Genomic DNA, 20,959 nt, shown 5'->3' with positions numbered 1-20,959 from the left:
CAACTCGGCGCCTGCCGCAACGCCGGTTTCGCCATTCCCGGCCCCGGTTTCGCCCCGCCTTCTCTGGCATCCGGGCGCGAGGCACCGTAAGAAAGACGGCAGGGCAGCGACCAGAGCAGGAAACCCCGAGCCTTGGCCTTCATACTTGACGGAGAGCACCGCCCCGGCCGCTGGCTGGTCACCTGCGACCACGCCTCGAACCGGGTGCCGGACTGGGTGGCCGGCGGCGATCTTGGCATCCCGGCCGAGGACATGGCCCGCCACATCGCCTGGGACGTGGGCGCGGCCGGGGTCGCGCGCGCGTTGGGGCGCCTGCTGGACAGCCCGGTGATCCTGTCGGATTTCTCGCGGCTGGTGATCGACCCGAACCGGGGCGAGGACGACCCGACGCTGGTGATGAAGCTCTACGACGGCACGATCATCCCCGCCAACCGCCATGCCGGACCCGAGGAGGTGGAGCGCCGGCTGGATATGCTCTATCGCCCCTATCACGCCGCCTATGCCCGGCTGGCCGCGCTGCGTCCCGACCGGGTGATCGTCGCGCTGCATTCCTTCACCCCGGCGCTGCGCGGCCGCGCGCCCCGGCCCTGGCATGTGGGGGTGCTGTATTCGCATCTGGACGAGAGGTTCTCGAAACCGCTAATCGCCCGGCTGGAACGGGAGCCCGACCTCTGCATCGGCGACAACGAGCCCTATTCCGGCCACCTGCCCGGCGATGCGATCGACCGGCATGCCTTGCGCCTGGGACGGCACAACACACTTATAGAGTTGCGCAATGATCTGATCGCGACACCGGCCGAACAGGCGCATTGGGCGGCGCGGCTGGCTCCGATTCTTTGCGACGTGCTGGAGGGGCTGTAGATGGACGACCGAACCCGGACGGAACTGGAGGCTGCGGCCTTCCGCGCGCTGGTGCATCACCTGGTGGTCAAGCGGCCGGAGGTGCAGAACATCGACCTGATGAATCTGGGCGGCTTCTGCCGCAACTGCCTGTCGCGCTGGTATCAGGAAGCCGCGGCCGAGCGCGGGATCGAGTTATCGAAGGAGGCCGCGCGCACGATCGTCTATGGCATGCCCTATGCCGACTGGGTGGCGCAGCACCAGACCGAGGCGGATGCGGCCAAGGAGGCGGCGTTCCGGAAGGCCTTTGCCGAGAACGTCGGCAAGCAGGACTGAGCCGCCTCAGAGCCCCGCCCAGCGCAGGCCCGCGACGATCCCCACGCCCAGGATCGCCGCGGCCACGTCGCTGCCCAGGACCCTGGTCAGCGCGACGACCGCCGCCAGCGCCAGCCCTTCGGCCAGCCCGCCCGCCTGAACGGCCAGCGCCGAGATCGCGGCCATCACCGCCAGCGGCGTCGCCCGCAGCGCCGCCTCCAGCCGGGGCGAGACCGGGACCAGCCGCATCAGCGTGAAGCCCGCGACCCGGCAAAGCAGCGCGGCCGCACCCATCACCAGCAGCAAGAGGGGAAAGTTCCCGGTCATGCGGGGGGACGATACATCAGCGCCGCGACCGCGCCTCCGGCCAGGCCGGCGCCGATCACCGCCGCCGCCGGGCCGAGAAGCTCCGCGATCCCCAGCGCCGCCCCCGCCCCGACCGCGACCGGCACCAGGTCCACCCCCCGCCGCGCCATCGCCGCCACCATCGCCGTGGCGAAACAGGGCAGCATCAGGTCGAAGCCCAGCGCCTCGGGCCGGGGCAGGATGCTGACCGCCGCCGCCCCCAGCGCCGTGCCTGCGATCCAGCCGAAGGCGATCGGCGCGCCGGTCCCGGCGAGATAGGCGCGGTCCTCCTCGCCCTGTGCGATGCGCCGCATGGTCAGAAGCCAGTTGGCATCGCCGAGCAGCAGGAGGCTGCCGTAGGACCGCAATGGCCCCGCCTGCCAGAGCCAGGGTTGCAGCGCCGCGCCGAACAAGAGGTAGCGCGCATTGATCACCAGGATCGTCGCGAACAGCGCAAGCAACGTCGCCTCTCCGGTTTGCAACAGGTTCACCGCCGCCAGCTGCGCCGAGCCCGAATAGATCGCGGCGCTGGTCGCCATCGCCTTTGTCACGCCGAACCCCGCCTGCGCCGCGACCAGGCCGAAGCCCAAGCCATAGGCGAAGATGCTGGCCGCCAGCGGCACACCCTCGCGCGCGCCGCGCCGGAAGCCGTTCCAGGTGAAGAGCGCCCTGCCCATGCCGCCCCTTCCTCCATCGTCCGGCAGCGAAGGGTTAGAACCCGCCCCCCTGCCCGTCAACCTGCCGCCTCTTGCCGCGGGCCACCCATTCGGCTTAGTCCGGGCCTGCGAACGACAGGACCCCGCGTGCACAAGACCGCCGACATGATCCGGACGATCACGCAGGAGCTGCGGCTGAACGCGGCGGCCTTCATCGTGACCATCTATGGCGATGTCGTCGTGCCGCGCGGCGGCGTGTTGTGGACCGGCACGCTGATCGACCTTTGCGCCGGGGTCGGGATCAGCGAATCCCTCGTCCGCACCGCCGTCTCGCGTCTGGTCGCGGCCGCGCAACTGACCGGAGAGCGGATCGGGCGGCGCAGCTTCTACCGGCTGGAGACAGGCGCCGTCGCGACCTTCATGGAGGCGGCGGACCTGCTTTACGGCCCCGACCGGCCCTCGAAGGGTTGGCAGATCATCCATGATCCCGACCTGCGGATCGAGGATGCGCGGCGCTTGCGCATGGGGCATATGGGCGGGCCGGTGTTCATCCGCCCCGACCGGGGCCAGCCCCTGCCGCCCGGGGCGCTGGTCTTCCATGCCGAGACGGTGACCACCGCCGCGCCGCTGGCCGGGTTCTGGGACCTGAGCGCGCTTCGCGACGGGTATGACCGTTTCATGGCCCTGTTCGATACTCTGCAGCCTGCCCGCCTCTCCGACCATCAGGCGCTGGTGGCGCGTCTCCTCCTCGTCCATGCCTATCGCATGGTCCTCTTGCGCGACCCCCGCCTTCCGGCCGAGCACCTGCCGGCGGGCTGGAACGGCGCCGAGGCGCGCGCCCTGTTTCGCAAGCTTTATGGGGGCCTGACCCCCGGCGCGCACCGCCACATCGCCCTGTGCTGCGAGGGCGCCGATGGCCTGCTGCCGGCCGAAACCGAGGCCACCGCCCGCCGGCTGGCGCGTCTTCTCACTCCGGTCTGATCCTGCAAGCCATTGCGCGCGCGTCGTAATATCGCGGCGCACGAAAGCATTACAAGGATTCTAAAAAAATCGCTTTTCCTGTGATGCTTCCGGATGTATACGTTGACCGATCGGTCGGCGAATGAGGAATCGCCGGTCTCAGCAGAAAACAGGAGGAAGGATGCGCGACGCCTTCATTTGCGATGCGGTCAGGACGCCGGTGGGGCGTTATGGCGGTGCTCTGGCACAGGTGCGTGCCGACGATCTGGCCGCCGAGCCGCTGAAGGCGCTGATGGCGCGCAATCCCGATGTGGACTGGTCGGCGGTCGATGACCTGATCTACGGCTGTGCCAACCAGGCGGGCGAGGACAACCGCAACGTGGGCCGGATGGCCGTGCTGCTGGCCGGGATGCCGGTCGCGGTGCCGGCGACCACGGTGAACCGGCTTTGCGGCTCGGGCATGGATGCGGTGGGCATGGCGGCGCGGGCGATCAAGGCGGGCGACTGCGATTTCGTCATCGCGGGCGGGGTGGAGAGCATGAGCCGCGCCCCCTTCGTGATGCCGAAGGCCGACGCCGCCTTCTCGCGGTCGAATGCCGTCTATGACACGACGATCGGCTGGCGCTTCGTGAACCCAAAAATGAAGGCTGAGTTCGGCATCGATTCCATGCCGCAGACCGCCGACAACGTGGCCGCCGACTTCGGCATCAGCCGGGCGGATCAGGATGCCTTCGCGGCGCGGTCGCAGGCCCGCTGGGCGGCGGCGCAGGCGGCGGGGATCTTCCGCGACGAGATCGCGGCGGTGGTGATCCCGCAAAAGAAGGGCGAACCGCTGGTCGTCGATACCGACGAGCATCCGCGTCCGGGGACCACGGTGGAGCAGCTGGCCAAGCTGCGCGGCGTGAACGGGCCCGACCTGTCGGTAACCGCCGGCAATGCCTCGGGCGTGAACGACGGGGCGGCGGCGCTGGCGGTGCTGTCGGCCGAGGCGGCAAAGGCGCAGGGGCTGGTGCCCAGGGCGCGGATCGTCGCGATGGCGGCGGCGGGGGTAGAGCCGCGGATCATGGGAATCGGCCCGGCCCCGGCGGCGAAGAAGGTGCTGGCGCGCGCCGGTCTGACCATCGGCCAGATGGACGTGATCGAGCTGAACGAGGCCTTTGCCTCGCAGGCGCTGGCCACGCTGCGCGACCTGGGCCTGCCGGACGACGCGGCGCATGTGAATGCGAACGGCGGGGCCATCGCGATGGGTCATCCGCTGGGCATGTCGGGCGCGCGGCTGATCACCACCGCCATGTATCAGCTGCACCGCACCGGGGGCCGCTATGCCCTTTGCACCATGTGCATCGGCGTCGGCCAGGGCATCGCCATCATCATCGAGAAAGTCTGAGGGAGGAACCAGCCATGTATGCACAGATGGTCAAGGCCGAAGGCGCCAAGTCCCGCACGGAGATGACGGAACAGGAACGCGCCTTCCAGGACCGGATCGACCGGGGCGAGAAGATCGAGCCGAAGGAATGGATGCCGGAAGGCTATCGCAAGACGCTGATCCGCCAGATCGGCCAGCACGCCCATTCGGAAATCGTCGGCCAGCTGCCCGAGGGCAACTGGATCACCCGCGCCCCCACGCTGGAGCGCAAGGCGATCCTCTTGGCCAAGGTGCAGGACGAGGCGGGGCATGGGCTCTACCTCTACTCCGCCGCCGAGACGCTGGGGGTCAGCCGCGACGAACTGCTGGAACTGCTGCACAACGGCAAGATGAAGTATTCGTCGATCTTCAACTATCCGACGCTGAACTGGGCCGATATCGGCACCGTGGGCTGGCTGGTCGACGGCGCGGCGATCATGAACCAGGTGCAGCTGCAGAAGACCTCCTACGGTCCCTACAGCCGCGCGATGATCCGCATCTGCAAGGAAGAGTCGTTCCACCAGCGCCAGGGCTACGACATCCTGCTGAAGATGTGCCTGCAGGGCACGGCCGAGCAGAAGGAGATGGCGCAGGATGCGCTGAACCGCTTCTGGTATCCGGCGCTGATGATGTTCGGGCCGTCGGACAAGGACTCGGTCCATTCCGCGCAGTCGATGCAGTGGAAGATCAAGATCAACACCAATGACGAGCTGCGCCAGAAGTTCGTCGACCAGACCGTGCCGCAGGCGAAATACCTGGGCCTGACCATCCCCGACCCGAACCTGAAATGGAACGAGGAGAAGGGCGGCCACGATTTCAGCGAGCCGGATTGGGACGAGTTCTTCGACGTGATCGCCGGGAACGGCCCCTGCAACGCCGAACGGATGGAAGCCCGCGTCACCGCCTGGGAAGACGGCGCCTGGTTCCGCGACGGGCTGATGGCGCATGCGAAGAAGCAGGACGCCCGCCGCGCCGCCGCCCGCGTGGCGGCCGAGTAAGTCTTTCGGGCGGGCGCCAAGGCCCGTCCCCACCCCTTAGCCCGATCCGGGAGGAGAAACCGATGTCCAGCGAATGGCCCCTGTGGGAAGTCTTCATCCGTGGCCAGCACGGCCTGAACCACCGCCATGTCGGCAGCCTGCACGCGCCCGACGCCGAAATGGCGATCTGCAATGCGCGCGACGTCTACACCCGCCGCAATGAAGGCGTGTCGATCTGGGTGGTGAAGTCGAACGAGATCACCGCCTCGGCCCCGTCCGACAAGGGCCCGCTGTTCGAGCCGTCGAACTCCAAGGTCTATCGCCACCCGACCTTCTTCGACATCCCGACCGAAGTGGGGCACATGTGATGGCGACGGTCGATCAAGCCGCGCTGTTCGACTGGCTTTGCCGGTTGGGCGACAATTGCCTGGTGCTCGGGCACCGGGTGTCGGAGTGGTGCGGGCACTCGCCCGTGCTGGAGGAGGACATCGCGCTGGCCAACACCGCGCTGGACCTGATCGGGCAGACGCAGCTTTGGCTGGGACTGGCCGGCGAGGTCGAGGGCAAGGGCCGCGACGCGGACCGGCTCGCCTATCACCGCGATGCGGCGCAGTTCCGCAACGTGCTGCTGGTGGAGCGCCCGAACGGCGACTTCGGCCATACGCTGATGCGCCAGTTCCTGTTCGATGCCTGGCACATGGAAATGCTGCGCGCCTTGCAGAACTCCAGCGACCCGCGCGTGGCCGAGATCGCGGCCAAGGCGGCGAAGGAGGTGGCTTACCACCTGGAACGCTCGGCCGATCTGGTGATCCGTCTGGGCGACGGGACCGAGGAAAGCCGCGCCCGGATGCAGAAGGCGCTGAACACGCTCTGGCCCTATACGGGCGAGCTGTTCATGGCCGATGCCGTCGATCAGGCCGTGGTCGCGGCGGGGATCGCCCCCGATCCGGCCAGCCTGAAAGCCGCCTGGGACCGCAGCGTGGCCGAGGTGATGGCCGAGGCGACGCTGGCCCTGCCGGACGGCGCCTTCCAGCACAAGGGCGGCAAGACCGGCCGGCATACCGAGGCGCTGGGCTTCATCCTGGCCGACATGCAGTTCCTGCAACGCGCCTATCCGGGCGGCGTCTGGTAAGACCATGGGCAGCGCGGCGCTTCCCGATCTGCAGACGGTCCGGCACTGGCTTTCCCAGGTGCCGGACCCGGAAATCCCGGTGATCAGCCTGACCGACCTGGGCATCATCCGGGATGTGGCATGGCAGGGCGACACGCTGGTCGTCACGGTCACGCCGACCTATTCGGGCTGCCCCGCGACCAGCGTGATCAACCTCGACATCGAGGCGGCGCTGCGTGGCCACGGGATCGAGAAGCTGCGGCTGGAGCGCAAGCTGTCGCCGCCCTGGACGACCGACTGGATCAGCGCCGAGGGCCGCGAGAAGCTACGCGCCTATGGCATCGCCCCGCCGATGGACGGCACCGCCGCCGACGGGCGCCTTGCCGGCCGGGTCGCCCGGCTGGCGGGCACCTCAAACCTGGTGATCGCCTGCCCCCGCTGTGGCTCGACCGCGACGGCGAAGGTCAGCCAGTTCGGCTCGACCCCCTGCAAGGCAAGTTACCGCTGCACCGACTGCCTGGAACCCTTCGACTATTTCAAATGCATCTGAGGATGCGCCCGATGCTCAGACACTCCGGGAGGAACCCATGTCTCGCTTTCATCCGCTGAAGGTCACCGAGGTCCGCCGCGAAACCCGCGATGCGGTGGTGGTGACGCTGGCCCCGCGCGACGAGGACCGCGCGCTGTTCGATTTCACCCAGGGCCAGTACCTGACCTTCCGCCGCGCCTTCGACGGCGAGGAACTGCGCCGGTCCTATTCGATCTGCGCCGGCCGGCACGAGGGCGTGCTGCAGGTCGGGATCAAGCGCGTCGACGGCGGCACGTTCAGCACCTGGGCGAACGAGAACCTCGCGCCCGGCGACGAGATCGAGGCGATGCCGCCGATGGGCAAGTTCTTCACGCCCGTCGATGCCAGCGCCGAACGGCACTACCTCGGCTTCGCGGGCGGGTCCGGGATCACGCCGGTGCTGTCGATCATCAAGACCGTGCTGGCCGACGAGCCGAATTCCCGCTTCACGCTGGTCTATGCCAACCGGGCGGTGGGCACGATCATGTTCCGCGAAGACCTTGAAGACCTGAAGAACAGCTATCTCGGCCGTTTCTCGGTGATCCATGTGCTTGAGACCGAGGCGCAGGAGATCGACCTGTTCACCGGCCGGGTGGACGCCGACAAGATGAAGGCGCTGTTCTCTGGCTGGATCGACCCGAAGTCCGTCGACACCGCCTTCATCTGCGGGCCGGAGCCGATGATGCTGGCGATCGCCGCCTCCTTGCGCGACCACGGGCTGACCGACGCGCAGATCAAGTTCGAGCTTTTCGCCTCGGGCCAGCCGGGCCGCGCCAAGGCCAGGCCGGTCAGCAAGGCGGAACTCGGCACCGGCAACTCGACCGCCGCGACGGTGACCTTGGACGGCACCACCCGCAGCTTCCAGATGCCGCGCCAGGGCCAAAGCATCCTGGACGCCGCCATCGAGGCCGCGCTGGACGCGCCCTATTCCTGCAAGGCGGGCGTCTGCTCGACCTGCCGCTGCAAGGTGATCGAGGGCGAGGTCGAGATGCTGACCAACCACGCGCTCGAGGATTACGAGGTGCGGGCCGGTTACGTCCTGTCCTGCCAGAGCTTCCCGATGACCGACAAGGTCGTCGTCACCTATGACGAGTGAGGACCGGATGACCCAGACGATGAACATCGAGGACTACCTCGCGCAGGGCGGCGTCCTGACCTCTCCCGGCAACGTGCCGGCGCGCTATCGGGGCGAGTTGATGCGGCTGATGTCGTCCTTCGTGGACAGCGAGCTGGCGGCTTCCGCCGGGTTCGCGGCGTCGATCAACTTTGCGCCGGGGATCAAGGAACGGATCGCCGCCAGCCGGATCACGCTGGAGAAGGCCGACCATGCCGAGCGCGTGCTGGCCGTCATGGCCGATTTCGGCACCGACACCGCGCGCTATCAGCGCCAGCACGACTGGGCGGCGCGGCTGCCGCGAGAGGCCGACTTCGGCTCGACCCGGACCGGGGGCGACATGCGGCTGTCGGTGTTCCACTATCCGATCACCGGCTGGACCGATGCGGTGGTGATGAACGTGCTGATGGGCCTCGCCACCGGCGTCCAGATGACCGAGCTGACCCGCGTCTCCTATGCGCCGCTGGCCGAGGTCTTCCGCGAGATCGCCCCGCGCGAGGCGCGTCATGCCGCGCTGGGGATCGAGGGGCTGGACCGCCTGGTCGCGACCGAGGAGGGCAAGGCCGAGGCCAAGGCCGCCGTCGCCTATTGGCGCCCGCGCGTGGCCGTGACCTTCGGCATCGCCAACTCGGCCCGCTACGAGACCCAGGCCCGCTTCGGCCTGCGCCATGCCACCAACGAGACCCTGCACGCCCGCTGGGACGCGCTGGTCGCGGAAACTCTGGGCCCGATCGGCCTGAACTGACCTGACGGGGCGGGCGCAAGGCCCGTCCCGCGTATTGACCAAGGAATATGCCCATGACCATTTCGGCACGCCCCCCGCGCCGGTTGGAAAGCTTTGTCTCCGGCCGCTGGACCCCCGGCGCCAAGGACGGCCAGGCCCTCTGCGACGCCGCGACCGGAGAAGTCGTGGCGACCATCGACTCCACCGGCATCGACTTTGCCGGGGCACTGGCCTACGGGCGCGAGGTGGCGGGGTCGAAGCTGCGCGCCATGTCCTTCCATGACCGGGCCGGGATGCTGAAGGCGCTTGGCCTGAAGCTGATGGAGCTGAAGGAAGAGTTCTACGCCGAAAGCCTGCACACCGGCGCGACCCGCGCCGATGGCTGGATCGACATCGAGGGCGGGATCGGCACCATGCTGACCTTCGCCTCGAAGGCGCGGCGCGAATTGCCGAACACCCGCGTGCTGACCGATGGCGAGGTCGAGGTGCTGTCGAAGGACGGCAGCTTCGTCGCCCAGCACATCCTGACGCCGATCCAGGGCGTCGCCGTCCACATCAACGCCTTCAACTTCCCGGTCTGGGGGATGCTGGAGAAGATCGCCCCGACGCTGATCGCAGGCGTGCCCTGCATCGTGAAGCCCGCGTCGCAGACCGCCTACCTCACCGAACTGGTCGTGCGGAGGATCATCGAGACGGGGCTGCTGCCCGAGGGCGCATTGCAGCTGATCTCCGGCTCGGTCGGCGACCTGCTGGACCATGTGACCGGGCAGGACGCGGTGACCTTCACCGGCTCGGCCTGGACGGGGCGGAAGCTGAAGTCGCACAGGGCGGTGGTCGAGAATTCGGTGCGGTTCACGATGGAGGCGGACAGCCTGAACGCCTCCATCCTTGGTCCTGACGCCGGGCCGGGATCGGCGGAGTTCGATCTGTTCGTCAAGGAAGTCGCGCGCGAGATGACGGCAAAGGCCGGGCAGAAATGCACCGCGATCCGCCGGGTCTTCGTGCCGCGCGCCCATGTCCAGGCGGTGATCGCCGCGCTGGGGGAACGGCTGGAGAAGACGCCGCTGGGCTTGCCGGGCGACGAGGGCACGCGGATGGGCCCCTTGGCCAGTCACGACCAGCGCGACGAGGTGCGGGCGCGGATCCGTGACCTGCAGGCGGATGCCGAGATCGTGGCGGGTAACCCCGATCAGGTCCGCGTGGCCTCGGGTGATGCGGCGGCGGGGGCTTTCCTGAACCCGGTGCTGCTGTATTGCGACAAGCCCCTTGCGGCGGGCGCAGTGCATGATGTCGAGGCTTTCGGGCCGGTCTCCACCGTCATGCCCTATGACGACATCGAGGAAGCCGTGGCGCTGGCGGCGAAGGGCAAGGGCTCCTTGGTGTCCTCGGTCTTCACCGACGACCCGAAGGTGGCCGAGGCGGCGGTGCTGGGCCTGGCGCCGCATCACGGGCGGGTGCTGATCGGCAATCGGGCGACGGCGAAATCATCCACCGGGCACGGCTCTCCGCTGGCGCCGCTGGTGCATGGCGGCCCGGGCCGAGCCGGTGGCGGCGAGGAGATGGGCGGGATGCGCGGCGTGAAGCACTATATGCAGCGCAGCGCCGTGCAGGGCAGCCCGCGGCTTTTGTCGGCGGTCACCGGCCGCTGGATCGAAGGGGCAGAGGTGCAGCATGGGCAGCATCCGTTCCGCAAGTCGCTGGCCGAGTTGAGGATCGGCGACCAACTGGTCACGGCCGCCCGGCAGGTGACGCTGGAGGACGTGGAGCATTTCGCCCATTTCACCGGCGACACCTTCTATGCCCATATGGACGCTGCTGCGGCCAAGGCGAACCCGTTCTTCGACGACCGCGTGGCGCATGGCTATCTGATCGCGTCCTTTGCGGCGGGCCTCTTCGTCGATCCCGCACCGGGCCCGGTGCTGGCGAACTATGGCGTCGACAACCTGCGCTTCCTGACGCCGGTCTATTTCGGCGACACGTTGCAGGTTCGGCTGACCTGCAAGGAGATCAACCCCCGCGCCAATGCCGAACATGGCGAGGTGCGCTGGGATTGCCAGGTGACGAAACAGACCGGGGCGGTGGTGGCGCAATATGACGTGCTGACCATGGTGGCCAAGGTCTGGCCGCCGGTCGCGACGCAGGCGGCCGAGTGACAGCCTGGAGGTGGCGGTTCATCCGCCATCGCCGGGGTCCGTTGCCAGCTTGTCGGGCGCAGGCCAGACGCTCGCGCGGCCCCGGGGGGCATCAGACGCACCGCCAGCCAGCGTGCCCCCCGGCTGTGACGCAGGTCTGCCAACCGGGTCAGGGCAGCGGAAAGACCACACCGCATGACCGCATGAAACCTGCCCGTCATGTGGAGCATGGGATGAGCTTCGGCGCCGGGCATGCGACCTTCGCATGTTCCGACAGGCCGGCTCTCCCTACCTGACGGACTTGATCCCCTCCAGGATCAGCGTCGTCGCCACGTCGGCATAATCCTCGCGGCTGATGCGGCCGCCGTCCTTGAACCACATGTAGACCCAGTTCATCATGCCGAAAAGCGACATGGTCACCGGCATGAGGAGCGGCCGCTCCCTGGTGTTCAGGCCCGGATTCACCTGGTCAAGCACGGTCGAGAACCGGCGCACTATGCCGCGCTCCAGCGCCATGATCTCGGCCTTCTGCTCATCCGACAGCGCCGCCGTCGCGTTCAGCTGCACCTTGTGCTGGTTGTCCGCGCCCCGGTAGTTCTCCAGCACCGTGCCCACCAGCTTGCGCAGGCGCTGCTCGGGCGGGAGCGTGGGATCGTCGGCCTCCTCGATGGCCGCGTCCAGGCCCTCCAGATGGGTAATGATGATCGCGAAGATCAGCGCATCCTTGCTGGGATAGTAATGGTAGAGGAGCGCCTTCGACACCTGGGCGACGCTTGCGATCTGGGACATGGAGGCCTTCTCCATGCCCTGTTCCGCAAAGACCTGGGCCGCCTTGTCCAGAATGCCGCGCTGCTTTTCCTCGAAATCCGCTGCCCGTGTCCGAGCCATGATGTTCTTCCTGGTGCTGCCGATGAAAGGGGCATCGCTGCCCCTTCTAAAGCAAGCCTGTGTTTGTGTCACTGACCGGGCGGTCAGCCTTTCGGGCGATTGTCCACCACCCGCCTCGCCTTGCCCTCGGAACGGGCAATCGCATTCGGATCGGTCACGTTGATGCGCGTCGAGACGCCGACGATGGCCTTGATGTGATGCGCCAGTTCCTTTGCCGATTTCGCGCGGGCGTCTGCATCCACCATGTCGGCGCTGCATTCGACATGGACGGTCATGTTGTCCATCCGGCCTTCGCGGGCAAGCTCGATCTGGAAATGCGGGGCGAGGCCGCGGCACTTCAGGATCTGCTCCTCGATCTGGGTCGGGAAGACGTTGACGCCGCGCAGGATGATCATGTCGTCGCTGCGGCCGGTGATCTTCTCGATCCGCCGCATCGACCGCGCGGTGCCCGGCATAAGGCGGGTCAGGTCGCGGGTGCGATAGCGCACCATCGGCAGGCCTTCCTTGGTCAGCGTGGTGAAGACCAGCTCGCCCATCTCGCCGTCCGGCAGAACGTCGCCCGTCACCGGGTCGATGATCTCGGGGTAGAAATGGTCTTCCCAGATGTGCAGCCCGTCCTTGGTTTCCACACATTCCTGCGCGACGCCGGGGCCCATGACCTCCGACAACCCGTAGATGTCGACGGCATGCTTGTCGAAGGCCTCCTCGATCTCCTGCCGCATGGCGTTGGTCCAGGGTTCGGCCCCGAAGATCCCGACCTTCAGCGAGGACTGGCGCGGGTCCAGGCCCTGGCGGCGGAACTCGTCCAGGATCGACAGCATGTAGGAGGGTGTGACCATGATGATCTGCGGCTGGAAGTCCGAGATCAGCGAGACCTGGCGCTCGGTCTGCCCGCCCGAGATCGGGACGACCGTGCAGCCCAGCCGTTCCGCCCCGTAATGCGCGCCGAGACCGCCGGTGAACAGGCCGTAACCATAGGCGTTGTGCAGCATGTCGCCCGGACGCCCCCCCGCCGCGCGGATCGAGCGGGCGATCAGGTTGGCCCAGACGTCGATGTCGTTCGCGGTATAGCCCACGACCGTCGGCTTGCCCGTGGTGCCGGACGAGCCATGCACCCGCACCAGCTTGTTCCTCGGCACGGCGAACATCCCGAACGGGTAGGTTTCGCGCAGGTCCTGCTTGTGGGTGAAGGGGAACTTGGCGATGTCCTTCAGGGTCTTGAGTTCTTCGGGATGGACGTCATGCTCGATGAAGCGGTTGCGGTAGAAGGGCGAGTTTTCATAGGCGTGTTTCAGCGACCGCTTCATGCGGTGGAACTGCAGCGCCTCGATTTCATCGCGCGAAGCGATCTCGATCGGGTCCAGATCCTGCTTGCGGGGGGTAAGGTCTTCCATGGTTCCTCCCTTGGAATTGCGTAGCCCGGTCAGCCGTCGACCGGAAGATGGGTGCCCTTGACGGTGCGCGACAGGCCACGGAATTCGGCGACATGCACCCCGTCCTGATTGGTGACGCGGACGTCGTAGACGCCCGACCGGCCCTGGCGCGACACCTCGCGGCAGACGGCGGTCAGCCGGTCGCCCACGCGGCCGGGCGCGAGATAGGTGATCGAGGCATGTTGCCCGACCGTGCGCTGGTTGTAGCCGTTGCAGGCGAAGGCGAAGGCGCTGTCGGCGAGGGTGAAGATATAGCCGCCGTGGCAGGTGCCGTGGCCGTTCGACATCGCCTCGGTCACGGTCATCGCCAGGGTCGCCTCGCCGGGGGCGAGGCGCTCCATCACCATGCCGAGGCGCTGGCTGGCCGAATCGTCGTTCCACAGCGCCTGGGCCGAGGCTTCGGCAAGCTCTTGCGGGGTCATTTCCGAGACAGGTTTCATTTGCCGGTGAACCTTGCGGGGCGCTTTTCCAGGAAGGCGGCCACGCCCTCGGCATAGTCGGCGCTGCGGCCGGCCTGCTGCTGGAGGTCGCGTTCCATGTCGAGCTGTTCGTCAAGCGAGCTGGTCGCGGCGGCCTGGATCAGCCGCTTGGTCAGACCCAGGCCCAGCGTCGGCCCGGCGGCAAGCGATTCGGCCAGCTTCACCGCCTCGGCCATCAGCTCGGCATCCTCCACGGCCTTCCAGATCAGGCCCCAGTCGGCGGCCTTTTCGGCGGGCAGCGGCTCGGCCGTCAGGGCCAGCGCCTTGGCGCGGGGTTCGCCCAGGATGCGGGCCAGCGACCAGCTGCCGCCCGCGTCGGGGATCAGGCCGAGTTTCGCGAAGGCCTGGATGAACCGGGCGGACGTCGCCGCCAGCACGATGTCGCAGGCGAAGGCGATGTTCGCCCCCGCGCCCGCCGCCACGCCGTTCACGGCGCAGATCACCGGCTTTTCCAGCTGCCGAATCAGGCGGAGCGTCGGGTTGTAGAAGGTTCCCAGCGTCATCCCCAGGTCGGAGGCCGGGCCGTCCTTGCGCGGATCGCGGTCGCCGAGGTCTTGCCCCGCGCAGAAGGCGCGCCCCGCCCCGGTCAGCAGGACGGCGCGGACATCGCTGTCGTCATGCGCACGCTGGATCGCGGCGCGCAGGACCAGGTGCATCTCGTCGTTGAAGGAATTAAGCTTGTCAGGCCGGTTCAGCGTGAGGCGCAGGACGCCTGCTTCAAGGCTGGCAAGGACGGTTTCGGATGTGGTCATGATCTCTCCCCGTCCGCGCTCCCGGACGTCCTGAAAAAATTCTTGCATAAACCGACCGGCCGGTCAATGATAAACCTGTCGGGGAGGAGAGCCCCCGGCAGGAGGACATCATGTCGGACTTCTTCGACCTTCACCGGCCGACGCTCGAGGCGGCCGTCACGGCCCTTGCATGTCGCGAATACTGGACCCCGTATCCCGAGGTTCCCAGCGGCAAGATCTATGGCGAGACCGCCAAGGCCGAGGGCGAGGCCGGTTTCGCCGCGCTGATCGGTCAGGACTTCGACCTGCCCGATCACCCGGGGCAGTCCCGCGCCGGGGCCGAGGTATCGCCCTTTGGCCCGGCGCTTGCGATCCGCTATCCCGCCGCCACGCCTGATGACCTGATCGCCGCCGCCAGCGCCGCCGCCCCTGCCCTTGCCGCCGCCACGCCGGAAACCCGCGTCGGCGTCTGCCTCGAGGCGCTGGCCCGGCTGAACCGGCAAAGCTTCCTGATCGGCAATGCCACCATGCACACCACCGGGCAGGCCTTCGCCATGGCCTTCCAGGCCGGCGGCCCCCATGCGCAGGACCGGGGGCTGGAGGCCGTCGCCGCAGCCTGGGCCGAGATGACCCGCTTCGCCGCGACCGCCCGCTGGGAAAAGCCGCAGGGCAAGGCCGCGCCGATCGTGATGGAGAAGTCCTGGACCCTGCGCCCCGCCGGGATCGCGCTGACCATCGGCTGCAACACCTTCCCGACCTGGAATTCCTATCCCGGCCTTTTCGCCAGCCTCGCCACCGGCAACCCGGTGATCGTGAAGCCGCATCCCCGCGCCATCCTGCCGCTGGCGCTGACGGTGCGGACCTTGCGCGAGGTGCTTGCTGAAGCGGGCCTTCCCGCCGATGCCGTGCTGCTGGCGGTGGACGAGCCCGGCGCCGAGATCACCAAGGATCTTGCCACCCGGCCGGAGGTGAAGCTGATCGACTACACCGGCTCCTCCACCTTCGGCAGCTGGCTGCGGGACAACGCCCGCCAGGCCCAGCTGTTCACCGAGGAAACCGGGGTCAACAGCGTCGTCATCGCCGCGACCCGCGACCTTGAGGGCATGTGCGCGAACCTCGCCTTCGCCCTCTCGCTCTATTCGGGCCAGATGTGCACCTCGCCGCAGAACCTCTACATCCCGGCGGGCGGGATCGAGACCGACAAGGGTCACAAATCGTTCGATGAGGTATCTGCCGCCCTTGTCGCCGCCATCGACGGCCTCCTCTCCGACCCGGCCCGTGCCGCCGGCATCTGCGGCGCCATCGCCAACCCTGCGACGCAGGCCCGGGCCGAGGCCACCGCCGCCAAGGGCCGCGTCCTGCGCTATGGCGCCGCGAGGGGCGAAGCGGGGCCGCTTCTCCTCGCCGTCGACCCGTCGGACGCCACCGCGACCGAGGAATGTTTCGGCCCTGTCGCCTTCGTGATCGCCACCCCGGACGCCGAGGCCGCGATCCGGCAGGCGGCCACACTTGCTGCCGAAAAGGGCGCGATCACCGCCGCGCTCTACGACACCGAGGAGGAGCGCATCGCCCGCGCCGAGGCGGCCTTTGCGAACGCCGGCGTGAACCTGTCGATCAACCTGACCGGCAACATCTTCGTCAACCAGTCCGCCGCCTTTAGCGACTTTCACGTCACCGGGGCCAACCCGGCGGGCAACGCCAGCCTTACCGACACCGCCTTCGTCGCCACCCGCTTCCGCCGGGTGATGTCGCGCCGACTGGCGGCCTGAGCCAACCTAAACTCTCTGGGAGGAGACACAATGAAGACGTTCCTGACCACGACCGCCCTGGTCGCGCTGGCCTTTCCCGCGCTGGCCGAAATCAAGCTTGGCGCCTCGATCTCGGCGACCGGCCCCGCCGCCTTCCTCGGCGACCCCGAGTTGAAGACGCTGGAGATGCTGGTCGAAGACCTGAACGCCAAGGGCGGCATCAACGGCGAACAGATCACCCTCATCGCCTATGACGACAACGGCGACCCGAACAAGGCCCGCACCTTCGCCACCCGTCTGGTCGAGGATGACGAAGTGGTCGCCATCATCGGCGGCACCACCACCGGCACCACCATGTCGATCCTGGCCGTGGCCGAGGATGCCGAGATCCCCTTCATCTCGCTGGCCGGCGCCATCGACATCATCGACCCGGTGAAGCCCTATACCTTCAAGACCCCGCACACCGACCGCATGGCCTGCCAGAAGATCTTCGAGGACATGCAGAAGGCCGGGATCACGAAAATCGGCATGATTTCCGGCACCGACGGCTTCGGTGCCTCGATGCAGGCCCAGTGCAAGACCGTGGCCCCCGATTTCGGCATCGAGATCGTCGCCGACGAGACCTATGATCCGAAGGACGCGGACATGACCGCGCAGCTGACCAAGATCAAGGGCACCGAGGGTGTGCAGGCGATCCTGAACCCCGGCTTCGGCCAGGGCCCGTCGATCGTGACGCGGAACTACAAGCAGCTGGCGATCGAACTGCCGTTCTACCAGTCGCATGGCGTCGCCTCGGACGGGTTCATCGAACTGGCCGGAGCGGAAGCGGCCGAGGGCGTGCGCCTGCCGGGCACCGCGCTTCTGGTCGCCGGCCTTCTGGCGACGGACGATCCGCAGAAGCCGGTCGTCGATGCCTACAAGGCGATGTTCGAGGAAAACACCGGCACCCCGGTCGGCACCTTCGGCGGCTATGCCCATGACGCCTTCCTGATCATGACCGACGCCATCACCCGCGCCGGTTCGGCCGAGCCCGCCGCGATCCGCGACGCGATCGAGGCGACCACGGGCCTGGCCGGCACCACCGGCGTCTACAGCTTCACGCCCGAGGATCACCTGGGCCTCGACCTGACCGCCTTCCGCATGCTGGAAATCAAGGGCGGCAAGTGGACCCTGGTCCAGTAATCCACCCGCCGCGCCCCTGACCGGGGCGCGGCCACCCATTTCGGGCCATCGGGGGCTGGGACGCATGTCGGAACTTCTGCAATTCCTTCTGTCCGGGGTGACGGTCGGCGCGGTCTATGCGCTGGTCGCCCTGGGCTTCACCATCATCTACAACGCCTCCGACGTGGTGAACTTCGCGCAGGGCGAATTCGTCATGCTGGGCGGGATGATCACCGTCTTCACCTATGCCGCGGGCGCACCCCTGCCGCTGGCCGCGCTGGTCGCGATCCTGGCGACCGCCGCGCTGGGGGTGGCGATGAACAAGCTGGCGATCGAGCCCGCGCGCGGCGCGCCCGTGGTCTCGCTGGTCATCATCACCATCGGCGTGTCGATCTTCATCCGCGGGGCCGCGCAGCTGGTCTTCGACAAGCAGATCCACAGCTTTCCCGCCTTTTCCGGCGACGACCCGATCCGCATCCTGGGCGCGACGATCCTGCCGCAAAGCCTGTGGGTCATCGGCGGGGCCGTCGCGGTCTTCGTCGGGTTGTGGCTGTTCTTCACCCGCACGCTTCTGGGCCGCGCGGTGCTGGCGACCTCGAACAACCGGCTGGCCGCGCAGCTGGTGGGGATCAACACGACCTTCGTGATGACCCTCTCCTTCGCCCTTTCGGCCGGGATCGGCGCGCTGGCCGGGGTGCTGGTGACGCCGATCACCATGACCTCCTACGACGTGGGCCTGGCCTTCGCGCTGAAGGGCTTTGCCGCCGCCATGCTGGGCGGGATGGGCAACCCCAAGGGCGCGCTTGTCGGCGGCTTCCTTCTGGGCGTGCTGGAGGGGCTGACGGCCGGATACCTGTCCTCGCAATACAAGGATGCCGCCGCCTTCATCGTGATCCTGGCCGTCCTGTTCTTCCTGCCGCAGGGCCTGTTCGGCCGCAAATCGACCGACCGGGTGTGACCATGCGACTGACCCCGAAATCCGCCACCCTGCTGGCCCTTGTCGTCCTGATCGCGCTGTCGCCGGTCTTCTTCCCCTCGGGCTTCTACTACCGCATCGGCGCGCTGATCTTCGTCAATGCGCTGGCCGTCACCGGCATCGTGATCCTGACCGGCTGGGCCGGGCAGATCAGCCTTGGCCACGCCGGTTTTGCCGGGATCGGCGCCTATGCCTGCGCGCTGGCCCCGGTGCATTGGGGCATCCACCCCGCGCTGGCCGTCCTGCTGGGCGCGGCGGTATCGGCGGTGCTGGCCTGGCTCGTCGGCCGCCCGATCCTGCGGCTGAAGGGCTATTACCTTGCCGTCGCCTCGCTGGGCATGGGCATCTTGATCTCGATGGTCCTGAACAACGAACGCGAGTTGACGCGCGGTCCTGATGGCATCGACGTGCCCGAACTCGGGCTGCGTGCCCTGCTGAAGGACGCAGGGTTTGACCTGTCGAACGGCCAGTTCTGGTATTTCTTCTGCGGCATCGTCCTGATCCTGGGCGCCTGGCTGGCGCTGAACCTGCGCGACAGCGCCACGGGCCGGGCGCTGCGGGCGCTGCATGGATCGGAGGTCGCGGCCCGCACCGTGGGCATGGATGTGGCCCGGCTGAAGCTGCAGGCCTTCATGATCTCGGCCGTCTATGCCTCGGTCGCGGGCTCGCTGCTGGCCTTGCAGAACAAGTTCATCACGCCGGATGTCGCGGGCTTCATGCATTCGGTCGAGATGGTGACGATGGCGGTGCTGGGCGGCGTCGGCTCGGTCGCGGGCGCGATCTTCGGCGCGGCGGTGCTGACGCTGCTGCCGCAGGTGCTGACGGTCTTTGCCGAATACGAACAACTGGTGCTGGGTGCCGTGATGGTGCTGGTGATGATCTTCCTGCGCGAAGGGGTCGTGCCCTCGATCCTGCGCAAGATCCGGGGGAGAGGCGAATGACTCTGCTGTCGATCGAGGGGCTGGGCATCAGCTTCGGCGGGCTCAAGGCCGTCAATGACGTCTCCTTCACCGTGAAACCCGGCGAGATCGTCTCGGTCATCGGGCCCAACGGCGCGGGCAAGACCACGCTGTTCAACATGATCTCGGGCGTCTACCAGCCCGGCATGGGCAAGGTGGTCCTGAACGGCGAGGACGTGACCGCCATGTCCCCGCACCTGCTGGCCCGGCGCGGCATGTGCCGGACCTTCCAGAACCTTCAGGTCTTCCAGTCGATGACCGTGCTGGAGAACACCATCGCGGGCTACCACCTGCAGGAAAGCGGCCATGTGCTGTCGGACCTCCTGAACCTCCCCGCCTCGCGCCGCCGGGCGAAAGCGGCCGAGGCCGGGGCGCGGGAGTTGCTCAAGCGCGTCGGTCTGGAACGCGCGGCGGAACGGGAGGCGGGCAACCTCTCCTATGGCTCGCTGAAACGGCTGGAGATCGCCCGGGCGATGGCGCTGAAGCCCAGCGTCCTGCTGCTGGACGAACCCGCCGCGGGCTGCAACGCGGTGGAGACGGAGGAGATCGACCACCTGATCGCCGAGATCGCGGCCTCGGGCGTCGCGATCCTGCTGGTGGAACATGACATGAAGATGGTGATGCGGATTTCCAACCACATCGTCGTCCTGGACCATGGCGAGAAGATCGCCGAGGGCGACCCGGCCTCGGTCAGCCGGAACCCTGCCGTCATCGCTGCCTATCTGGGGGCCGAAAATGCTGCTGGTTGAAGGCCTGCGCGCCCGCTACGGGCGAATCGAGGTGCTGCACGGGATCGACCTGCGCGTCGACTCGGGCGAGATCGTCACCGTGATCGGGGCGAACGGGGCAGGCAAGACCACCCTTCTGCGCTGCCTGTCGGGGGTGCATCCCGTGGCAGGCGGCAGCGTCAGCTTCCGTGGCGAGGGCCTTGCCGGGGTGCCCGCCTGGCGTCGGGTCGGTCGCGGCCTGTCGCAATCGCCCGAAGGCCGCCAGATCTTCACCAACCTGACGGTAGAGGAAAACCTCCGCCTCGGGGCCTATCTCTATGCCGACGACCGGGTGGAAAAGGACATGGGCGATGCCTTCCAGATGTTCCCGATCCTGAAGGAAAAGCGCAACCTCGCCGCCGGGGGCCTGTCGGGAGGACAGCAGCAGATGCTGGCGATGGCCCGCGCCCTGATGGGGCGGCCGTCCTGCCTGCTTCTGGACGAACCCTCGATGGGCCTTGCCCCGATCATCGTCGCGCAGATCTTCGACGTGGTGAAGGGGCTGAAGGCGCTGGACGTCACCGTGCTTCTGGTGGAACAGAACGCCTATGGCGCGCTGAAGATCGCGGATCGGGGCTATGTGATGGAGACCGGGCGGATCACCATGGACGGGGCGGCTGCCGAGCTGATCGCCGACCCGCGCATCCGCGAAGCCTATCTGGGGATTTGA

23 protein-coding genes are annotated in these 20,959 nt (G+C 67.8%); 17 read left to right on the top strand and 6 right to left on the bottom strand.

Annotation, left to right across the window (positions count from 1 at the left end):
* Window positions 1–132 precede the first annotated feature (132 nt).
* Together ACE3UA_RS14635 and ACE3UA_RS14630 are read left to right on the top strand one after the other, a co-directional pair.
* Window positions 133–861 (top strand): N-formylglutamate amidohydrolase, encoded by a 729-nt coding sequence (locus tag ACE3UA_RS14635; RefSeq protein ID WP_374646370.1) that lies wholly within the window; start codon window positions 133–135, stop codon window positions 859–861.
* Complete coding sequence (locus ACE3UA_RS14630; RefSeq protein ID WP_374646368.1) at window positions 862–1,176, top strand: DUF1244 domain-containing protein; 315 nt, start codon at window positions 862–864, stop codon at window positions 1,174–1,176.
* Window positions 1,177–1,182: 6 nt separating this feature from the next.
* Here ACE3UA_RS14630 and ACE3UA_RS14625 read toward each other — a convergent pair whose 3' ends face one another.
* Both ACE3UA_RS14625 and ACE3UA_RS14620 read right to left on the bottom strand, forming a co-directional pair.
* The gene (locus ACE3UA_RS14625) at window positions 1,183–1,482 is read right to left on the bottom strand and encodes an AzlD family protein (protein ID WP_374646366.1); all 300 of its coding nucleotides are present in this window, start codon (window positions 1,480–1,482) and stop codon (window positions 1,183–1,185) included.
* The gene (locus ACE3UA_RS14620) at window positions 1,479–2,177 is read right to left on the bottom strand and encodes an AzlC family ABC transporter permease (RefSeq protein ID WP_374646364.1); all 699 of its coding nucleotides are present in this window, start codon (window positions 2,175–2,177) and stop codon (window positions 1,479–1,481) included. Before ACE3UA_RS14620 ends, ACE3UA_RS14625 begins: the two co-directional genes overlap by 4 nt.
* A 126-nt stretch (window positions 2,178–2,303) precedes the next feature.
* On the opposite strand from ACE3UA_RS14620, the gene ACE3UA_RS14615 reads away from it, so the two are divergent.
* The 9 genes from ACE3UA_RS14615 (at window position 2,304) to paaZ (ending at window position 11,168) form a co-directional block, all read left to right on the top strand.
* Entirely contained in the window at window positions 2,304–3,137 is an 834-nt protein-coding gene (locus ACE3UA_RS14615) for a PaaX family transcriptional regulator C-terminal domain-containing protein (RefSeq protein WP_374646362.1), read from the top strand.
* A gap of 160 nt (window positions 3,138–3,297) precedes the next feature.
* Entirely contained in the window at window positions 3,298–4,503 is a 1,206-nt protein-coding gene (pcaF, locus tag ACE3UA_RS14610; protein WP_374646360.1) for a 3-oxoadipyl-CoA thiolase, read from the top strand.
* A 14-nt stretch (window positions 4,504–4,517) separates the two neighbouring features.
* Window positions 4,518–5,519, top strand: coding sequence for a 1,2-phenylacetyl-CoA epoxidase subunit PaaA (paaA, locus tag ACE3UA_RS14605; RefSeq protein WP_374646358.1), 1,002 nt, complete (start codon window positions 4,518–4,520; stop codon window positions 5,517–5,519).
* Window positions 5,520–5,581: 62 nt separating this feature from the next.
* Window positions 5,582–5,866, top strand: a complete 285-nt coding sequence (paaB, locus tag ACE3UA_RS14600; RefSeq protein ID WP_374646356.1) for a 1,2-phenylacetyl-CoA epoxidase subunit PaaB — start codon at window positions 5,582–5,584, stop codon at window positions 5,864–5,866.
* Window positions 5,866–6,630 carry a 1,2-phenylacetyl-CoA epoxidase subunit PaaC gene (gene paaC, locus ACE3UA_RS14595; RefSeq protein WP_374646354.1) on the top strand — a complete coding sequence of 255 codons (765 nt, stop codon included), beginning with the start codon at window positions 5,866–5,868 and terminating at the stop codon, window positions 6,628–6,630. Before paaB ends, paaC begins: the two co-directional genes overlap by 1 nt.
* Window positions 6,631–6,634: 4 nt before the next feature.
* Entirely contained in the window at window positions 6,635–7,159 is a 525-nt protein-coding gene (paaD, locus tag ACE3UA_RS14590; protein WP_374646352.1) for a 1,2-phenylacetyl-CoA epoxidase subunit PaaD, read from the top strand.
* 37 nt (window positions 7,160–7,196) lie between these two features.
* Window positions 7,197–8,273, top strand: coding sequence for a 1,2-phenylacetyl-CoA epoxidase subunit PaaE (gene paaE, locus ACE3UA_RS14585; RefSeq protein WP_374646350.1), 1,077 nt, complete (start codon window positions 7,197–7,199; stop codon window positions 8,271–8,273).
* Window positions 8,274–8,280: 7 nt separating this feature from the next.
* Entirely contained in the window at window positions 8,281–9,036 is a 756-nt protein-coding gene (locus ACE3UA_RS14580; protein WP_374646348.1) for a Phenylacetic acid catabolic protein, read from the top strand.
* A 53-nt stretch (window positions 9,037–9,089) separates the two neighbouring features.
* Window positions 9,090–11,168 (top strand): phenylacetic acid degradation bifunctional protein PaaZ, encoded by a 2,079-nt coding sequence (gene paaZ, locus ACE3UA_RS14575; RefSeq protein ID WP_374646346.1) that lies wholly within the window; start codon window positions 9,090–9,092, stop codon window positions 11,166–11,168.
* Between the two features lie 267 nt (window positions 11,169–11,435).
* Here paaZ and ACE3UA_RS14570 read toward each other — a convergent pair whose 3' ends face one another.
* The 4 genes from ACE3UA_RS14570 to paaG all read right to left on the bottom strand — a co-directional run bounded on the left by ACE3UA_RS14570 (window position 11,436) and on the right by paaG (window position 14,699).
* On the bottom strand, window positions 11,436–12,035 hold the full coding sequence (locus tag ACE3UA_RS14570) for a TetR/AcrR family transcriptional regulator (RefSeq protein ID WP_374646344.1): 600 nt from the start codon (window positions 12,033–12,035) through the stop codon (window positions 11,436–11,438).
* Between the two features lie 83 nt (window positions 12,036–12,118).
* Entirely contained in the window at window positions 12,119–13,429 is a 1,311-nt protein-coding gene (gene paaK / locus ACE3UA_RS14565) for a phenylacetate--CoA ligase PaaK (protein WP_374646342.1), read from the bottom strand.
* Window positions 13,430–13,458: 29 nt separating this feature from the next.
* The gene (paaI, locus tag ACE3UA_RS14560; RefSeq protein WP_374646387.1) at window positions 13,459–13,890 is read right to left on the bottom strand and encodes a hydroxyphenylacetyl-CoA thioesterase PaaI; all 432 of its coding nucleotides are present in this window, start codon (window positions 13,888–13,890) and stop codon (window positions 13,459–13,461) included.
* 14 nt (window positions 13,891–13,904) lie between these two features.
* Window positions 13,905–14,699, bottom strand: a complete 795-nt coding sequence (paaG, locus tag ACE3UA_RS14555; protein ID WP_374646340.1) for a 2-(1,2-epoxy-1,2-dihydrophenyl)acetyl-CoA isomerase PaaG — start codon at window positions 14,697–14,699, stop codon at window positions 13,905–13,907.
* Window positions 14,700–14,809: 110 nt separating this feature from the next.
* Here paaG and paaN point away from each other — a divergent pair, with 110 nt between their 5' ends.
* From paaN to ACE3UA_RS14525, 6 genes are all read left to right on the top strand, one after another.
* Window positions 14,810–16,447 carry a phenylacetic acid degradation protein PaaN gene (gene paaN / locus ACE3UA_RS14550; protein ID WP_374646338.1) on the top strand — a complete coding sequence of 546 codons (1,638 nt, stop codon included), beginning with the start codon at window positions 14,810–14,812 and terminating at the stop codon, window positions 16,445–16,447.
* A gap of 30 nt (window positions 16,448–16,477) precedes the next feature.
* Window positions 16,478–17,608 carry an ABC transporter substrate-binding protein gene (locus ACE3UA_RS14545; protein WP_374646336.1) on the top strand — a complete coding sequence of 377 codons (1,131 nt, stop codon included), beginning with the start codon at window positions 16,478–16,480 and terminating at the stop codon, window positions 17,606–17,608.
* A gap of 64 nt (window positions 17,609–17,672) precedes the next feature.
* On the top strand, window positions 17,673–18,545 hold the full coding sequence (locus ACE3UA_RS14540) for a branched-chain amino acid ABC transporter permease (RefSeq protein WP_374646334.1): 873 nt from the start codon (window positions 17,673–17,675) through the stop codon (window positions 18,543–18,545).
* A gap of 2 nt (window positions 18,546–18,547) precedes the next feature.
* Window positions 18,548–19,504, top strand: coding sequence for a branched-chain amino acid ABC transporter permease (locus ACE3UA_RS14535; RefSeq protein WP_374646332.1), 957 nt, complete (start codon window positions 18,548–18,550; stop codon window positions 19,502–19,504).
* Window positions 19,501–20,271 (top strand): ABC transporter ATP-binding protein, encoded by a 771-nt coding sequence (locus ACE3UA_RS14530; protein WP_374646330.1) that lies wholly within the window; start codon window positions 19,501–19,503, stop codon window positions 20,269–20,271. Before ACE3UA_RS14535 ends, ACE3UA_RS14530 begins: the two co-directional genes overlap by 4 nt.
* The gene (locus ACE3UA_RS14525; protein ID WP_374646328.1) at window positions 20,258–20,959 is read left to right on the top strand and encodes an ABC transporter ATP-binding protein; all 702 of its coding nucleotides are present in this window, start codon (window positions 20,258–20,260) and stop codon (window positions 20,957–20,959) included. The genes ACE3UA_RS14530 and ACE3UA_RS14525 overlap by 14 nt, the downstream gene beginning before the upstream one ends.

Origin of the sequence: Tabrizicola sp., assembly GCF_041919135.1 — a bacterium.
Lineage (GTDB): Bacteria > Pseudomonadota > Alphaproteobacteria > Rhodobacterales > Rhodobacteraceae > Tabrizicola.
Note: the sequence above shows the minus strand (reverse complement) of the source record. Positions and strands in the feature narration are given on the sequence as shown.

Bases quoted from the DNA above. Each gene is read 5' to 3' on its own strand.
- ACE3UA_RS14630 (WP_374646368.1), top strand. From the start codon at position 862: ATGGACGACCGAACCCGGACGGAACTGGAGGCTGCGGCCTTCCGCGCG.
- ACE3UA_RS14625 (WP_374646366.1), bottom strand. From the start codon at position 1,482: ATGACCGGGAACTTTCCCCTCTTGCTGCTGGTGATGGGTGCGGCCGCG.
- ACE3UA_RS14620 (WP_374646364.1), bottom strand. From the start codon at position 2,177: ATGGGCAGGGCGCTCTTCACCTGGAACGGCTTCCGGCGCGGCGCGCGC.
- pcaF (WP_374646360.1), top strand. From the start codon at position 3,298: ATGCGCGACGCCTTCATTTGCGATGCGGTCAGGACGCCGGTGGGGCGT.
- paaA (WP_374646358.1), top strand. From the start codon at position 4,518: ATGTATGCACAGATGGTCAAGGCCGAAGGCGCCAAGTCCCGCACGGAG.
- paaB (WP_374646356.1), top strand. From the start codon at position 5,582: ATGTCCAGCGAATGGCCCCTGTGGGAAGTCTTCATCCGTGGCCAGCAC.
- paaC (WP_374646354.1), top strand. From the start codon at position 5,866: ATGGCGACGGTCGATCAAGCCGCGCTGTTCGACTGGCTTTGCCGGTTG.
- paaD (WP_374646352.1), top strand. From the start codon at position 6,635: ATGGGCAGCGCGGCGCTTCCCGATCTGCAGACGGTCCGGCACTGGCTT.
- paaE (WP_374646350.1), top strand. From the start codon at position 7,197: ATGTCTCGCTTTCATCCGCTGAAGGTCACCGAGGTCCGCCGCGAAACC.
- ACE3UA_RS14580 (WP_374646348.1), top strand. From the start codon at position 8,281: ATGACCCAGACGATGAACATCGAGGACTACCTCGCGCAGGGCGGCGTC.
- paaZ (WP_374646346.1), top strand. From the start codon at position 9,090: ATGACCATTTCGGCACGCCCCCCGCGCCGGTTGGAAAGCTTTGTCTCC.
- ACE3UA_RS14570 (WP_374646344.1), bottom strand. From the start codon at position 12,035: ATGGCTCGGACACGGGCAGCGGATTTCGAGGAAAAGCAGCGCGGCATT.
- paaK (WP_374646342.1), bottom strand. From the start codon at position 13,429: ATGGAAGACCTTACCCCCCGCAAGCAGGATCTGGACCCGATCGAGATC.
- paaI (WP_374646387.1), bottom strand. From the start codon at position 13,890: ATGACCCCGCAAGAGCTTGCCGAAGCCTCGGCCCAGGCGCTGTGGAAC.
- paaG (WP_374646340.1), bottom strand. From the start codon at position 14,699: ATGACCACATCCGAAACCGTCCTTGCCAGCCTTGAAGCAGGCGTCCTG.
- paaN (WP_374646338.1), top strand. From the start codon at position 14,810: ATGTCGGACTTCTTCGACCTTCACCGGCCGACGCTCGAGGCGGCCGTC.
- ACE3UA_RS14545 (WP_374646336.1), top strand. From the start codon at position 16,478: ATGAAGACGTTCCTGACCACGACCGCCCTGGTCGCGCTGGCCTTTCCC.
- ACE3UA_RS14540 (WP_374646334.1), top strand. From the start codon at position 17,673: ATGTCGGAACTTCTGCAATTCCTTCTGTCCGGGGTGACGGTCGGCGCG.
- ACE3UA_RS14535 (WP_374646332.1), top strand. From the start codon at position 18,548: ATGCGACTGACCCCGAAATCCGCCACCCTGCTGGCCCTTGTCGTCCTG.
- ACE3UA_RS14530 (WP_374646330.1), top strand. From the start codon at position 19,501: ATGACTCTGCTGTCGATCGAGGGGCTGGGCATCAGCTTCGGCGGGCTC.
- ACE3UA_RS14525 (WP_374646328.1), top strand. From the start codon at position 20,258: ATGCTGCTGGTTGAAGGCCTGCGCGCCCGCTACGGGCGAATCGAGGTG.